The organism is Flavobacterium olei, from assembly GCF_039749035.1.
In the GTDB taxonomy this organism is placed as follows: domain Bacteria; phylum Bacteroidota; class Bacteroidia; order Flavobacteriales; family Flavobacteriaceae; genus Flavobacterium; species Flavobacterium olei.
In genome coordinates, this window is the sequence record NZ_JBDKWC010000002.1 from 276,952 (window position 1) to 293,593 (window position 16,642).

Sequence of the window (16,642 nt, forward strand, 5' to 3'; positions counted from 1 at the left end):
CTATAAATTTTTAATGTCTGTTAAATCATTGTATTCGCTGTGTGTTCCAATAAACAAAACATACACGATTTGAGTTTCATAATTTATTTTGACTATTAAGCGAAAATGATTTCCACAAATATTAAATATCACCTTATTATTTCCAACAAAATCAGCAGAACCAAATATTGATTTAATTTCACTGGAATTCAAAAAACTATTTTTGTTGAAGATTTGATACCAAGATAATAACTGCTGCTTAGCAGTTGGGAAACGATCCCAAAAATTTTGTAAAGTTCTTTTAGCTATAATTCTCACTACAAAGGTAATTAATTTTTCCCAAAACGGGAAATGTTATTCTGGGACAAAAGTAAGAAAAATACCTCAATACTCATAAAAAAAGTGCCTCTAAATCTTTAGAGGCACTTTTTTTTATCATATAAATTTTTGAGTTACTACTTATTAAAACAAGCCATTCAGTTCGGCATCAATTCTATTAATGATGTTGCCCAGATCTTCAGGATTGTCTACAAAATTGATATTATCAACATCGATAATTAGTAATTTACCTTTGGTATAAGTTTGAATCCAGGCTTCGTATCGTTCATTTAAGCGGCTTAAGTAATCGATCGAAATAGAGTTTTCGTACTCACGTCCGCGTTTGTGAATTTGTCCAACAAGATTTGGGATAGAGCTTCTTAAATAAATCAGTAAATCTGGCGGTTTAACCAAAAGTTCCATTAATTCGAACAAAGAAGTATAATTGTCAAAATCACGGCTTGTCATTAATCCCATTGAATATAAATTGGGAGCGAAGATGTAGGCGTCTTCGTAAATGGTTCTGTCCTGAATTATCTTTTTTCCGCTTTCGCGGATTTGCTGCACCTGACGGAAACGGCTGTTAAGGAAATAAATCTGAAGATTAAAAGACCAGCGCTCCATTTGATGGTAAAAATCATCCAGATAAGGATTGTCGACTACATCCTCATAATGCGGTTCCCATTTAAAATGTTTCGCCAATAATTTGGTCAGAGTAGTTTTACCTGCGCCTATATTTCCTGCTATTGCTATGTGCATTACGGTGTTACGATTTTATAATTTGAAATATCTGTAGCTGTAAAAATAGATAAAATTTGGTCTTTGTAATCAAAATTGTCAAAGGTTTTTTCTAAAACTTTAATTTCAGAAACCGTCACTGTGCCTGACTTATTAATCTCTTTCAGAAACAACATATTAGCTTTACTGAAAATATATTTCGTACTATCGATAAACTGAATTTTATCAAAATCGGCAACTTTACCAAGCAAACTAATTTTACCAAAAATATCACAGCAGTACCAGTTGTTTTTTTTATCAATCCAGTAAAACATATTAAAATCGGTCTGATAATACTTAATAGGTTCTGTTAACGGAATTGAAACCGTTTTGTATTCGTTTTTTAAATAATCAAAAAGACCAATTTGTTGGTTTAGAGTATTGTAAATCCATAACTGGTTTTGTGTCGACATACCAATTCCGCTTACTACAATTGGAATTGCATTTTGAGAAAAGTTGATTTCGGTCATTTTATTGAGTTGATTATCCAATAAAACGACACTATTAAAATCTTCGTAAAACAAAACAATTTTGAGAGGATTTTGCAAATCTGCTTTTGAGATATTTCCCAGAGAAACATTTTTATATTCCAATAGTTCCTTTTCTCTTATTTTGCTAAAGACATTATTATTTATCTGATAAGAATATCCAAAAGAATCATATCCTAAAAAAGTTTCAGAAGTATTTTTAAAGTGCGAAATTAAGGTTGCACTTATAACTGAATTCTGAGCAGAAACCGCATAAAATGTGCTGAAAAGAACAACTAAAAAAGAAAATTTTTGCACGATTTTACGCATTTGAAAAATTGATTTAAAAGTACCAAAATACAAAAAACTAACATTAGAAACTGACTTTTGTTTCTTAAACCTTTTTTAATTCTAATCGTCTAATGAATAGCTGGTTTTATCTATGCTCATCGGCAATTAATCTATTTAATTTTTAGTTATTTAAAATTAGTAATACATTTGAGTGTAAGTTTTATCGGATTTACTCACTTTAAAGAAAATGAAATGAAGAAAATATTTTTTTATATGATATTAATGCTTGTTTCTGCACAAATTCAGGCACAGAAAGATTTTCAGGGAATGGCCGTTTACGAGTCGAAAACACAGGCGCCAAAACTTGAGGGAATGCGTGGAAACCGTGATATTACGCCAGAAATGCAAAAAAGTATGGAAGAGAGAATGAAAAAAATGCTCGAAAAAACATATATATTAAACTTTGAAAAGTCGGCTTCTATTTATAAAGAAGAAGAAAAACTGGAGGCTCCGGGTCAGCAAGGCGGTTTTCGTATTATGTTTGGTTCGCTTACAGGCGGTGGCGGTACTTTTTACAAAGATGTCAAGGCAAAAACATATACCGTTGACAAAGAATTTATGGGAAAAGAATTTCTGGTTGTTGATTCGCTTCCTAAATTAAACTGGAAATTAGAACAGGAAACCAAGCTAATCGGTGGTTATAATTGCTTCAAAGCAACAGCCGTAAAAGAAGCGAGTAAAACCGATTTTAGAAACCTGAGACCTAAAAAAGAAGAAGACAAAAAGGATGAAGCCAGGAAAACTTCCGGCGATACTAAAACCAATTTTGCCGATAACTTCGAAATGCCAAAAGAAATAGTTGTAACAGCATGGTATGCGCCGGAAATTCCCGTAAATCAGGGACCAGAGAATTACTGGGGACTGCCTGGTTTAATTTTAGAAATAAATGATGGAACAACTACAATTCTATGTTCTAAAATTGTGCTGAATGCAAAAGAAAAAGTAGAAATAAAACCTTCTAAAAAAGGAAAAGTAACCTCTCAGAAAGAATACGATGAAACGGTAATTAAAAAAATGGAAGAATTTAGAGAGATGAACCGCGGTCGTGCAGGCGGTCCTCCAATCATGGGAAGATAAAATTTTCTGTAATTAGTATTTATCCTAATCATTTTTTAATGAACAAAGTATATTTTTTCGTCACTTTATTAATTACCTCTATTTCTTTTGCACAGAGTATTCGTTTTGATGGTTTTATTCAGGACGAACAGAAAAACCCGCTGGAGATGGCCAATATCATGGCTATCAATAATGTGACTAAAGCAATGGATTCTTATGGAATTACAAATGATAAAGGAAAGTTTCAACTGACTTTAAAGCCAAACACTGCTTATACCGTAAAAGTGAGTTTTCTCGGAATGAAATCTAAAGAAATTGCGGTCACTACAAAATCTGAGAACATGAGCCAGAATATTGTTCTTGATGGTACGGGAATAGAACTGGAAGGTGTCGAAATTGTTCGCGAAATGCCGGTTTCGATCCAAGGGGATACGATAGTTTACAATGCTGATTCATTTAAGACGGGTACAGAAAGAAAATTAGAAGATGTATTGAAAAAACTTCCGGGTGTTGAGGTTAATGCCGACGGAGAAATTGAAGTAGAAGGTAAAAAAGTCTCTAAATTAATGGTTGAAGGAAAAGATTTTTTTGACGGCGATACCAAATTGGGCGTCAAAAATATTCCAGCAGATGCAATTGATAAAGTTCAGGTTTTAAGGAATTATAATGAAGTAAGCGCATTAAAAGGTCTAGGAAATGATCAGGATAATGTAGCGATGAACATTAAACTAAAAGAAGGAAAAAAGAATTTTTGGTTTGGAGATGTGACGGCAGGAATTGGCGTGGGTGAATTGGACAGCCGCTATATCATTAATCCCAAATTATTTTACTACAGCCCAAAATACAGTTTAAATGTAATTACAAATTTCAATAATATTGGAGAATTGCCGTTGACAGCGCAGGATTATTTTAAGTTCACGGGCGGATTTAAAAATATGATGAAAAAGGGAGGAAGCAATTTTAATATTTCTTCCAATGATTTGGGAATTTCACTTCTACGAAATAACCGCGCAAAAGAAATTGAAACAAAATTTGGCGCCACAAATTTTGCTTACTCGCCTACAAAAACCTGGACTTTGAGCGGTTTTGGAATTCTTTCGACTTCAAAAACAGAATTGGAAACCAAATCTCAGACTACGATCTTAGATTCAGGAAATAGGGATAAAAGAGACGAAAATACCAATCAGAAGAATAATCTGGGGCTTTTTAAAGTAAGTTCTGCTTATAAACCCAACGATAAATTTCAGTTTGATTATGATATCTTAACTAAACTCACCAAACAGGAAGAATACTCCGATTTGTTTAGAGATCAGATTGTCCTAAACCAATCTACTACGGAATCTATTTTTACGACAAAAAAACAAGATCCTACTTCTATAAATCAGAATTTGAGTTTATATTATACACAAAGCGAAAAGAATATTTTTGCTTTTGAAATGCAGCATCTGTATCAGGACGAAAATCCGTTTTATAATGCTAATCTGCTTACACAGCCTTTCGGAGCAGATCAATTGTCAGGATATAATCCTGATCAAAATCGAAATGATTATAATCAGAACCGTTTTGTGAAAACTAATAAGCTGGATACAAAACTGGATTACTATTATATGGTAACGCCAAAAAGTAATTTCAATATAACTTTAGGAAATACGTATTCGTATCAGAATTTTAATTCGCACATTTTTCAAATGTTAGATAACGGAACAAGAAATGACCTCAATAATGCGGAAAATAATAATGATGTTGATTACAGATTTAATGATGCCTTTCTGGGTTTTCATTATAAAATCTTAACGGGAAAATTTACTTTAACACCGGGAATTAGTCTGCATTCGTATCAAATGACAAATCATCAGCTCGGAACAGATTATTCGCAGAATTTTGTAAAAGTCCTGCCTGATTTTTTTGCTTTGTATCAAATCAAAAAAGCCGAAACGCTGACTTACAATTTTTCTTTAACCAATGATTTTACAGATATCAACCAATTAGCAGCAGGTTATGTTTTGTCTGATTACAGCAGCTTATTCCGCGGAAATCGATTCTTAGAAAACGCCACTTCACAAGTGCATACACTTCGTTATTTCAAATACAATATGTTCAATTTTGAGAACATTTTTGCGAACGCAACGTATACAAGAAAAGTAGATGCGATTAAAACACAGGCAAATTTTGACGGAATTAATCAATCTTCGGTACCGTATAATTCTAATTTAGCAGACGAAACATTTACCGGAGTGGGGAATTATGGACGTTCGTTTTTAAAGAATTATAAAGCTTCTGTAAACGCCACTTTCAACTGGTCAAAATTCAATAATATTCAAGATAATGAATTGAGAACGACAGAAAGTTTTGTTCAGAGTTACACCGCTAAAGCTTCGACAAATTATAAAAATCTTCCTAATATCGAATTGGGATATAATCTTTTGGTTAATAAATACAGCGGCTCAACATTTTACACAGATAAACCATTTGCAAGACTGGATTATTATTTTCTGGACAGTTTTTCTTTTGTTTCAGAATATGAATTTTATCATTATTATAATGGCGACAAAACGGTGGATAATGAATATGATTTTCTGAGTGCCAGTTTGATTTATCAGAAAAAAAACAGCAAATGGGAATACAAAATTTCTGCAACCAATTTACTGAATACGACTTATCTTAATGATGATAACTTTACGCAATTTTCTACAAGAGTTTCCCAATATACAGTTCAGCCCAGATATATTATATTCTCTATGAAATACAATTTGTAATAATTTAGCTGTAAAAGAATGATTTTTTAATGTTTATTAATTGAGAATGAAATATCTTTATGCTTGTATTAACAAGCAAAACTTAAATCATGCGCAATTTTATTTGGAGTGTTTCAATATTTCTTTGTGGAACTGTTCTTTCTTTTTCTCAAACAAAAAGCATTGAAAAAGGAACGTATCTATCCACTAATAAAGGTCAAAAAATTAAATTAAATTTATTAGACGATAATAAATATGAATTGGTATTTTATTCAGGTGATTACGAGGTAAAAGGAGATTCATTATTATTTAGCAAAAACACCTCTGCAGGAACCAGTTTTGATCTTTCTTTCAAAGTAGATAAAAAAGCTAAAAACATAAAAGTAAAGTTCTCAGATCCTTCCTATTATTCATTTTATATAGGTACACAAAAAGGAAAGGGAGAAGTTCAGTATCAAAGACTTTCTGATATTAAAACCAAAGTAGATCCGGAATGGAAGAAAACCGATCTGGATTTCGAAATCGAAAAAGCAGACTTTTTATATTTAGTTTATGAAGAGTATGGAGGAAAAAGCAACGTTACTAAGTATGCATTACCAAAAGACGTTTCTGAAATTTCTGTAACTTATGAACTGGCCGCGTTGGCCGATTTGCAAATTAGCGGTTTCTTTGATAAACAAACCAATGAACTAAAGATTTCAGAAAAATCCGGAGTAAATCCGCTCGTTTTTGTTAATCAAAAAGATCCGCAGCCTGTTAAGAAAATCTCAAAAGTCCTTCCTTTGGAAAGCCAGGTTGTAGAAAACTGGACATATCCTGGAAAAGAAAGCGCTTTGCTTAACGAGAATTTTGGAACTGGGCTTGCTGCAGATAGTACTACTGTGGTAGTTGAAGCAGATTCTCCAACTTACAGTAAGTATGATTTTAAATTAAAAGTAGAGAATAATTTAAAAAGTGCTTTGTCATCTATTAAAGACGCAAACAAAAAATTTCTGGTCGTTTATGCTGACACTAAAAAATCTTCAGCAAAAGCCGATTTTGACCTTTTTGTAAAAGATCAGGAAACTCAAATTGGCTACAATATGTACGACAAGTACAATGCGGCTTTTGATGTTTATAATTTTTATCTGGCCGGAACTAATGACAAAACATGGTTGAAGAATAATAAGATCACCAACGAACCAAGTGTGATTATTTTAAATGGGGCGGGTGATAAGCTGGCTGTGGCAAAATCAGATCTTTCGGCTCAGAAATATAATTTTGGTTATTATGGAGATTTGTATCTAAAGATTCAGCGTACAGATGCTTTAATTTCGCTTAATAAAATGGTTAAGAATAAAAAACCTTCTGACCAGGATTTAATTAAATCTTTTAATAAAGCCGCTGTTCTGGAAAGTTATTATGACTGGAGTGCTGAAAGTAACGAAGGTGAAGTCAACTCAGCTGATTTTGTTTTAACAAAGGTTTCTGTGGATAAAAAAGACGTCGCCCAATCCTGGAAGAAACTTATAGAAACGCATCAAAAAGATGCAAAACCGAATATGTATTTGGTTGAAACAATTTTAAAGGAAATTAAGAATCAAGGATTTACAAAACAGCTTTTTAATGAAGAAAGGGTTTTAAACGATACCGATTTTCTGGCAATAGATTATATATTAAAACATTCAGAAGAGATTGAAAACAATCGTACAGCATTTAACAGTAATGAATTAGAACTTCATACTCTGGGAAATCCTATTTCTGAGGTTTCTACTGCATTACAGCAAAATATATATGTTTCTCAGAATGGAGTTACGGGTGAAATGAATAAAGATAAAGTCAATTCGGTGTATAAAAAAATCATTGCATCCGGAAAAGGAAATTTTGATGCCTACCGAAACTATTTTGATTATCTGGGTCAGATGGAAGATAAGGATGGTTCAAATGCAACTTTTCTAAAAGAATTCAATACTTATTTTGATACAACACTGGCAGGAGGAAGTCCGATTGAGAAATTGGATGCAATTTTTGGAGGATTAGATTCAGGTTCTGCTTATTCTTATGATGGTTGGAATGTGTTTAAAGAATACCATTCTAATCTTGCCAATTCGGCAGCGTGGATTGTCGTAGAAAAACCTCAAAACTCTAACTATTTAAAAGATGCGATAAAATGGTCTGAATATAGTTTAGTTGTCACTAAAAATAATCCGTACTATTTAGATACTTTGGCGCAGTTATATTATAAAGACGGACAAAAACAAAAAGCAATCGAAACTCAGACGTTGGCGGTAAAATATTTGGATACGGCGGTTGATCAGGAGACTGCAGAAGAAATTAAAGAAGTTCTGTCTAAAATGCAAAACGGAACTTACTAATAAATTCAGATTGTAAAATATAAAAGCCGATTTCTAATTATAGAAATCGGCTTCTTTATGTATAGCAAACTAAATTGTCAAACAATCTAAGTTAGTCTAATAATCAAATTATAGTCCAAATGCAGCTTTTACCTGATCTACAAAATCAAGTTTCTCCCATGTAAACAATTCAACAGTAACTGTTTTTTCGTTTCCGCCCGGAGCAGAGAAAGTTTTAGTAACAGTTTCTGGTTTACGTCCCATGTGTCCGTAGGCAGCAGTTTCGCTGTAGATTGGATTTCTTAATTTTAATCTTTGCTCAATAAAGTAAGGACGCATATCAAAGATAGCTTCTACTTTTTTAGCGATTTCACCGTTTGTCAGGTTTACTTTAGAAGTTCCGTAAGTTTCAATGAAAATTCCCATTGGTTCCGCAACTCCAATTGCGTAAGAAACCTGAACTAAGATTTCATCAGCAACGCCTGCAGCAACTAAGTTTTTAGCAATATGACGTGTAGCATAAGCAGCACTTCTGTCTACTTTACTTGGATCTTTTCCAGAGAATGCACCACCACCGTGAGCACCTTTTCCGCCGTACGTATCTACAATAATTTTTCTTCCTGTTAAACCAGTATCTCCGTGAGGACCTCCAATAACGAATTTTCCTGTTGGGTTAATATGGTAGTTGATTTTATCGTTAAATAAATGAGCGTGAGCCGGGTTTTTAGCGATAATTCTTGGAATCAAAATTTCAACAATATCTTTTTTGATTTTAGCCAACATTGCTGTTTCTTCGTCAAAATCATCGTGTTGTGTAGAAATAACGATCGCATCGATACGGGTTGGTTTGTTATCGTCGCTGTATTCTAAAGTTACCTGAGATTTTGCATCCGGACGTAAATAAGTGATTTCTTTATTTTCGCGTCTTAAAATTGCTAGCTCCTGTAATAATTTATGAGATAAATCTAATGCCAATGGCATGTAGTTTTCAGTTTCGTTTGTAGCGTAACCAAACATCATTCCCTGATCTCCGGCACCTTGCTCTTCTGGCTTAGCTCTGTCAACACCCTGATTAATGTCTGCAGACTGTTCGTGAATTGCAGAGAGAATTCCACAAGAATTCGCCTCAAACATATATTCACTTTTTGTATAACCAATTTTACGGATTACTTCACGTGCAATATTTTGCACATCAAGATATGTATTTGATTTTACCTCACCTGCTAAAATTACCTGACCAGTCGTAACCAGCGTTTCACAAGCCACTTTTGAGTCAGCATCAAATGCCAAGAAGTTATCAATTAATGCATCCGAAATTTGATCTGCAACTTTGTCTGGATGCCCTTCACTAACAGATTCTGACGTAAATAAATAAGCCATAATAATGTATTAAATTTGTATAAATTAAAATTTAGTGAGAAAAAATAATTGCTAAAAAAGGCTAAAGGAGAGTTTCTGCTTTAGCATTTTTTAATGCCGAAATTTATCTTCCGGCAATCATAATGAACCATTTCATTATGAAGAGGTTGCAATCAGTTCAAATTTTTCCTCTGTATTCGGGTGCAAAGGTATGAAACCATTTTGATTTGCAAATTAAAGTTCACATTTTTTTATTTTATTCCGTATAAATTTAACACAAGTATACTAATTTGATAGGGTAATAGAAAATAATTTAGTTTTTGTTTGGCTGTTTGAAAAAAAGTTCTCAACTTTGTCAAATAAACGAAAAGAAATGAATTTAGTTATTAAAAATATGTGCTGCATGATGCCGGATTTATCCGCAGAGCGCGCTATTGTTTAGTAACTAAATCTACAAAATAACAATAAAACCTCTGCCCAACAGCAGAGGTTTTTTTATAGAAAACCTATTAATAATATAAGTTACATAAGTTGATTAATTAGAGTATTAAAACTCAAATTTTTTTACATTAATTAAATGGTGAAATAAAAAGAAAGCAAAAATGAAAAACTCAACAGTAAATAAAATGATGATGTGTTGTAAGATGCCAATGTGCATTTCGCGCTGCTGTTGCCAAAAGTAAAAGATCGAATCTTTGTTATAGTTTCTACTATAAGCCCTTTTGGTAAGCCATCCGAAAGGGCTTTTTTATTTCATACTTAAAATTAAAATCATGAACACTCCAGATATAAATACAATTGCATTTCAATACTTATTGAGAACAGAATCTCAACACGATAATAATAATGATGCCGTAGAGCAGACTATAATAGAATTCAATCAGGATCAGTATTTTGAAGCGCAAAATTCTTTATTGCTTCAATTATATAATCTTGAAGAAGAAGACCTATACATTTAAATCAATAACAATATAAATAGTATTAATATACCAAAAAACTAAGAAATTATGAGCACACAAAAATTTGCAACAAACGCACTCCACGCAGGACACGATGTTACTAAAAACGCAGGAACGAGAGCAGTACCAATTTATCAGACATCATCGTATGTATTTAATAATGCCGATCATGCAGCGAACTTATTTGGTCTTGCCGAAGCGGGATTTATTTATACGAGATTAAATAACCCGACAAACGATGTTTTAGAACAAAGACTGGCAGCGCTCGAAGGCGGAATCGGAGCGGTGGTTACCGCATCGGGAGCGTCGGCAATTTCTACGACATTGCTGACACTTCTAAAAGCCGGAGATCATATCGTGGCTTCAAACAGTTTATACGGAGGAACTTATAATCTGTTAAAAGTGACTTTGCCGAGATTAGGAATTACTACCACATTTGTTGATCCTTCAAAACCTGAAAATTTTACTCATGCTGCGAAAGAAAATACCAGAGCTTTTTTTGTGGAATCTCTAGGTAATCCAAAATTGGATGTATTAGATCTGAAAGGAATTTCGGCGGAAGCCAAAAATTTTAAAGTCCCTTTTATAGTAGACAATACAGTTGCGACGCCTTATTTATTAAATCCAATTCAATACGGTGCCGATATTGTGATTCATTCTTTGACAAAATATATTTCAGGAAACGGAACTTCATTGGGAGGCGTTATTATTGATGCCGGAAACTTTGACTGGTCCAACGGAAAATTCCCGGAATTCACAGAGCCTTCTGCTGGATATCATGGTCTGGTGTATCACGAAGCTCTGGGAAATGCTGCTTTTATTGCAAAAGCGAGAATAGAAGGTTTACGTGATTTTGGTTCAGCCCTGAGTCCGTTTAATGCCTTTCAAATCATTCAGGGATTAGAAACACTTCCTATCCGAATTAAGAAACATAGCGAAAATGCTTTGGCTTTGGCCGAATGGTTAGAGAAGCAGGATGAGGTAGTCTGGGTAAATTATCCGGGTTTAAAGTCGAATAAATATTTTGATTTGGCGCAGGAATATCTACCTGAGGGTCAAAGCGGAATTATCACTTTTGGATTAAAAGGCGGATTTGATGCTGCTAAAAAAGTGGTTGACGAAACCAAATTGTTTTCGCTGCTTGCCAATATTGGTGATACAAAATCATTGATTATCCATCCAGCAAGTACAACGCACCAGCAATTATCTGAAGAAGATCAATTGTCAACCGGAGTTTCAAAAGATTTGATTCGTCTTTCGGTGGGAATTGAAGATATCGAAGATTTAATTGCCGATCTGGAAACTGTCTTTGCCAGTGTAAAGCAATCGCAGTACAACATCAATAAGAATTAGGTTTTTTTGTTTTTTGTTTGAAAGTTGCCTTTAGCGATTGGTTTCGCTAAAGGTAATTTTTTGTACAAAGCATAAGATAAATTTAGATAACTGACTTAAGTTCCATTGATATACAAATGAATATATTAATCCCTTTAAAATGAACGGATTGTATGATAAAGAGGTTTTAAGATTTAACTTCTGTGTATAAAATTGGTTACAAAGGAATTTTGTCAGATAAAAGTTCTTTGATAAACTGATTTGTAAAACGAAATTGAGGAGAAAAAAAGCTTGTTTTGTAAGTTTTTTATTCGGGTTAAGTTTGTAAGTGGATATTTGTCTTAAAAAAACACATTTTTAACGATTTTTGTAATTAAATTCTTGAATTTCATTTGTATAATAAAAAAAATATTTGCATATTTGTGATACCCAAAAACTACGAGAATCAAATGAACTTAAAAGTCAACAAAATGTTTTATGCCATTTCGGTAATTGCCGGGGCGGGGTTGTCTATTGCTTAAAAATTGTAAGAATACAATATATAGTAAAAGCCTCCCACAAAATATTGGGAGGCTTTTTAATTTTACATAAAATGCAAAATTTTAAAACACAATATAAATCACAGATGAATCAATCCTTACAGATGAACAAGATGTTTGCTGTCGCGCTTATTTGCGTATGCGTCTGTTGATACTAAAAGTATAAATGAGTTTAAAAACTTAAACCCTTTTGGTATCTGAAATTCCAAAAGGGTTTTTTTATTTTTTAAAAGAATTTAACACAAACATAAAAGAGAAATAAAGATTATAAAACACAACTTAACTAAACTTAATATCATGAGCACATTAAATTACTTAGCAGAAAAAATTTCAAATTTGAAAAACAGAAGAACTAAAAGAAATAATCCGCCACCGCCAAACGAATTGGCTCATCCAAGATTCGGAATAACAGAAGCAGATAAAAATTCAAAAAAAATAACGCCAAATTCTTTATTGTTTTTGATGTATTCAAAAGAAAATGAAACGCTTTTTATCTAAATCCAAAAAGCATTATAAATTAGGCTAAAACCTGCTTAAATTTACTGGGCATTCCTGTTCGGTAATTTTTTGCGTGCAATAGTTTTTGTTGCATAATGTTCATGAAATTTAACAAACACTTAGAGATAAAATTTGTTTGTTACAGAAATTAGTAGTTAATTTGCACCGTTAAGTTCATAAAAGTATTGAAATGTTATAAAGAAAGGACGAGGGATTAGACCCGATGAATCCTTAGCAACCCTTCGTTAATTCGAAGAAGGTGCTGCATTCTACCACGCTCAACGTGGAAAGATAACAATCAGAATTTTTCTAGTTTAAGCTAGTTTTTTCTTTCTAATATTTCCAGATACAGATCAATAATACAACAGATTTGAAATTGGAAAATATACCCAATCCTATTATAATTCAAGATTTCATCACAGAAAGTGGTGCAGTTTACCATTCTATACCGTTAAATTTTACTTTGGCAGGGCAACAGCTTTTTAGCGCGCCTGTTGTTTTGGTCAATCATGCCCTGACCGGAAACTCACAAGTTACCGGAGAAAATGGCTGGTGGAATGACTTGATTGGAGAAGGAAAAACCATTGATACGGCTGTTTACACCATTTTAGCTTTTGATATTCCGGGAAACGGAAATGATTCTCATACAATCGAAAATTATCTTGATTTTACAGCCCGTGATATCGCAAGGATTTTTATCGAAGGATTAAAAGCTTTACATATTGAAAAACTTTTTACCATTATCGGAGGATCTGTCGGCGGTGGAATTGCCTGGGAAATCCTGGCTTTACAACCCAATATCACAGATAATCTTATTCCGATTGCAAGTGACTGGAAATCGACGGACTGGCTTATTGCTAACTGTTTTCTCCAGGAGCGAATTCTGAATAATTCGTCGCAGCCAATTGAAGATGCCAGAATTCACGCTATGCTTTGTTATCGTTCGCCGGAATCTTTTAAAGAAAAATTTCAGCGAACCATCAATCAGGATCTTTTGATTTTTAATATCGAAAGCTGGCTGGCACATCACGGCAAAAAATTGCAAAAACGATATCAGTTGTCCTCTTATAAGTTAATGAATCAGTTGCTTAAAACAATTGATATTACGAGAAACAGCGAGAACTTTGAAACATTATTGTCCAAATCAAAAACCTCTATTCATATTATCGGAATCAATTCTGATTTGTTTTTTACAGCAAAAGAAAATGTAGAAACTTATGAAGAATTGAGAAAGTTTAAAGACAATGTTTTCTATAGCGAAATTAATTCGGTTCACGGACATGACGCTTTTTTAATCGAGTACAAACAATTAGATCATTTACTTGCCGACATTTTTAAGGCAGAAACAATAAAAAAATAAAATGAAAGTATTAAAATTTGGAGGTAAATCGTTAGCAAACGGAGAAGGACTTAATAAAGTGGTTTCGATCATTTCTGATAAAGTAAATCAGGGAGAAAAAATTGCGGTTGTCGTTTCTGCCCGTGGAAATGCAACAGATGAACTGGAATTTATTTTAAACATTGCTGCTAAAAATGGCAGTTATAAAGAACTGTTAGAGAATTTTAAGAAATACCAAATCTCAGATTATCCGCAGGTAGATCTGTCGGAAGATTTCAATGTACTGGACAAACTTTTTGAAGGGGTAAGTTTAATTGGCGATTACAGTAAAAAAATCAAAGATCAGATTTTATCTAAAGGAGAATTGCTTTCAGCCCGATTATTAACTGCAATTTTATTGGAAAAAGGTATTCCGGCAAACTTTGTAGACACAAGGGAATTGCTAAAAACAGATTCTAAATTTGGAGATGCACAGCCATTAGAGCAGCTTTCTAAAAAAAATGTAGTCAATTATTTTAAAACACATAATGGCGAAACGGTAAATATAGTTACGGGTTTCATTGGTTCAAACAACAATAACGACACCACTACTTTAGGCAGAAATGGCAGTAACTATACCGCTTCATTAATTGCCAATTATTTGAATGCCGAAGAATTACAAAACTTTACACACGTTGACGGAATCTATACTGCAAATCCTGATCTGGTTGCCGATGCTAAAAAGATTGAATATTTATCGTTTAACGAAGCAAATGAGCTGGCCAATTTTGGTGCAACGATTTTGCACGCCAAAACGATTATTCCTTTATTAGAAAAAAATATTCCGCTTCGTATTTTAAATACTTTCAATCATGAAAACCGCGGAACTTTAATTACTTCAGATTCTGCAAAAGAAGGAATTAAAACACTTTCTGTTTTAGAAAATGTTTCTTTGGTAAATCTGGAAGGCCGTGGATTACTTGGAAAAGCCGGAGTCGATGCCCGTATTTTTAAAGTAATGGGAGATCATAATATTAGTGTAAGTATCATTTCTCAAGGTTCTTCAGAAAGAGGAATTGGACTTGTAGTAGCAACTGATAAAGCTACAACCGCAGTGGTAGAATTAGAAAAAGAATTTGAAAATGATTTTTATTCTAAAGACGTAAACCAGATTACGGTAACAGATAATGTTTCGGTAATTTCGATTATCGGTCAGGATTTGAGTACTTTTCATAAGCCCTATACGGCTTTAATTAAAAATAAAATAGTTCCTATTTTATTCAACAATACGGTTACGGGTAAAAACGTGAGTTTGGTTGTTAAAAAAGAAGAACTGAATAAAGCCTTAAACGTAATTCACGGAGAAATTTTCGGAGTTTCAAAAAAAATCAACATCGCTATTTTCGGACATGGTTTAGTTGGAGGAACATTAATCAATCAAATTCTGGAATCGGCTGCGGCGATTGAGAAACGTAAAGACATCAAACTGAATGTATTTGCAATCGCGAATTCTAAAAAATTGCTTTTGAACAAATACGGCGTGACCAATAACTGGAAAAGCGAAATTGAAACAAAAGGAGAAGCCTATACGATTAACGATATTATCGCTTATGCGAATGATCATCATTTGGAAAACCTTATTGCGATTGATAATACGGCAAGTGCGACATTTGTAGAAAATTATATTCCGCTTGTAGAAAGCAGTTTCGATTTGATTTCTTCCAATAAAGTAGCCAATACTTTAAGCTATGGTTTTTATAAAGAATTGAGAAAAGCGTTGGCTGATAATCAGAAGAATTATTTGTATGAGACTAATGTGGGTGCTGGTTTACCATTAATTGACACCATCAAATTATTGCATCTTTCCGGCGAAAACATCACTAAAATAAAAGGAGTTTTCTCCGGGACGCTGAGTTATTTATTCAATAATTTTTCTGCAAAAGAAGCGCCTTTCAGTGAAATTTTACAGGAAGCAATTGATAATGGCTATACAGAACCCGATCCGCGTGAGGATTTATGTGGTAATGACGTGGGTAGAAAATTATTGATTTTGGCAAGAGAATTAGATCTTCAGAACGAATTTGAAGAAATCTCGATTCAGAACTTAATTCCGGAACATTTACGCGAAGGAAATGTTTCCGATTTCTTAACCAAACTAAAAGAATTTGATCCGATTTACGATAAAATAAAAGCAGAACAACAGCCGAATCACGTTTTAAGATATATTGGTGAATTGTCCGGTGATTTACAGAATGATAAAGGAAATCTTGAAGTAAAGCTAGTTTCGGTGCCGTCAGACACAGCGCTGGGCGGATTAAAAGGCTCTGATTCGTTCTTCGAAATTTATACGGAATCGTATGGAGATCGTCCGATAGTAATTCAGGGAGCCGGTGCAGGATCTGCGGTTACGGCGAGAGGTGTCTTTGGAGATATATTAAGATTGTCGGATAAAGGGTAATTTAATTTTAGATTTTAGAGTTCAGATTTTAGATTTTTAACGCAGTTTGTCATTTCGACTGAAAGGAGAAATCACACTCGAAACTCTACAAAGTAAAGGATTAATCTATGTCGACAAACTATTGCGATTTCTCCTTCGTCGAAATGACAAGATTGAGGAAACG

The 16,642-nt window shown here is 33.4% G+C and carries 12 protein-coding genes and 1 riboswitch; of the genes, 8 read left to right on the forward strand and 4 right to left on the reverse strand.

Annotated features, from left to right (window positions below; all coding sequences use genetic code 11):
• The 3 genes from ABEB31_RS05185 to ABEB31_RS05195 all read right to left on the reverse strand — a co-directional run bounded on the left by ABEB31_RS05185 (position 1) and on the right by ABEB31_RS05195 (position 1,871).
• Entirely contained in the window at positions 1-297 is a 297-nt protein-coding gene (locus ABEB31_RS05185; RefSeq protein WP_347050292.1) for a type II toxin-antitoxin system HigB family toxin, read from the reverse strand.
• A 144-nt stretch (positions 298-441) separates the two neighbouring features.
• Complete coding sequence (locus ABEB31_RS05190; RefSeq protein ID WP_347050293.1) at positions 442-1,056, reverse strand: deoxynucleoside kinase; 615 nt, start codon at positions 1,054-1,056, stop codon at positions 442-444.
• Positions 1,056-1,871 carry a hypothetical protein gene (locus ABEB31_RS05195; protein ID WP_347050294.1) on the reverse strand — a complete coding sequence of 272 codons (816 nt, stop codon included), beginning with the start codon at positions 1,869-1,871 and terminating at the stop codon, positions 1,056-1,058. Before ABEB31_RS05195 ends, ABEB31_RS05190 begins: the two co-directional genes overlap by 1 nt.
• 213 nt (positions 1,872-2,084) lie before the next feature.
• Here ABEB31_RS05195 and ABEB31_RS05200 point away from each other — a divergent pair, with 213 nt between their 5' ends.
• From ABEB31_RS05200 to ABEB31_RS05210, 3 genes are all read left to right on the forward strand, one after another.
• Complete coding sequence (locus tag ABEB31_RS05200) at positions 2,085-2,969, forward strand: GLPGLI family protein (protein ID WP_347050295.1); 885 nt, start codon at positions 2,085-2,087, stop codon at positions 2,967-2,969.
• 38 nt (positions 2,970-3,007) lie between these two features.
• Entirely contained in the window at positions 3,008-5,704 is a 2,697-nt protein-coding gene (locus tag ABEB31_RS05205; protein WP_347050296.1) for a carboxypeptidase-like regulatory domain-containing protein, read from the forward strand.
• Between the two features lie 89 nt (positions 5,705-5,793).
• Entirely contained in the window at positions 5,794-8,037 is a 2,244-nt protein-coding gene (locus ABEB31_RS05210; protein WP_347050297.1) for a hypothetical protein, read from the forward strand.
• A gap of 108 nt (positions 8,038-8,145) precedes the next feature.
• Here ABEB31_RS05210 and metK read toward each other — a convergent pair whose 3' ends face one another.
• Positions 8,146-9,396, reverse strand: a complete 1,251-nt coding sequence (gene metK / locus ABEB31_RS05215; protein WP_347050298.1) for a methionine adenosyltransferase — start codon at positions 9,394-9,396, stop codon at positions 8,146-8,148.
• A 752-nt stretch (positions 9,397-10,148) separates the two neighbouring features.
• On the opposite strand from metK, the gene ABEB31_RS05220 reads away from it, so the two are divergent.
• The 5 genes from ABEB31_RS05220 (at position 10,149) to thrA (ending at position 16,479) form a co-directional block, all read left to right on the forward strand.
• Positions 10,149-10,334: a hypothetical protein gene (locus ABEB31_RS05220; protein ID WP_347050299.1), complete on the forward strand. Its 186-nt coding sequence runs from the start codon at positions 10,149-10,151 to the stop codon at positions 10,332-10,334.
• 48 nt (positions 10,335-10,382) lie between these two features.
• Positions 10,383-11,687 carry an O-acetylhomoserine aminocarboxypropyltransferase/cysteine synthase family protein gene (locus ABEB31_RS05225; protein WP_347050300.1) on the forward strand — a complete coding sequence of 435 codons (1,305 nt, stop codon included), beginning with the start codon at positions 10,383-10,385 and terminating at the stop codon, positions 11,685-11,687.
• Positions 11,688-12,502: 815 nt separating this feature from the next.
• Positions 12,503-12,703, forward strand: a complete 201-nt coding sequence (locus ABEB31_RS05230; RefSeq protein ID WP_347050301.1) for a hypothetical protein — start codon at positions 12,503-12,505, stop codon at positions 12,701-12,703.
• A 190-nt stretch (positions 12,704-12,893) separates the two neighbouring features.
• Positions 12,894-13,001, forward strand: a riboswitch (SAM riboswitch).
• Between the two features lie 78 nt (positions 13,002-13,079).
• Positions 13,080-14,063 (forward strand): alpha/beta fold hydrolase, encoded by a 984-nt coding sequence (locus ABEB31_RS05235; RefSeq protein ID WP_347050302.1) that lies wholly within the window; start codon positions 13,080-13,082, stop codon positions 14,061-14,063.
• Position 14,064: 1 nt separating this feature from the next.
• On the forward strand, positions 14,065-16,479 hold the full coding sequence (thrA, locus tag ABEB31_RS05240; protein WP_347050303.1) for a bifunctional aspartate kinase/homoserine dehydrogenase I: 2,415 nt from the start codon (positions 14,065-14,067) through the stop codon (positions 16,477-16,479).
• Positions 16,480-16,642: the final 163 nt, after the last annotated feature.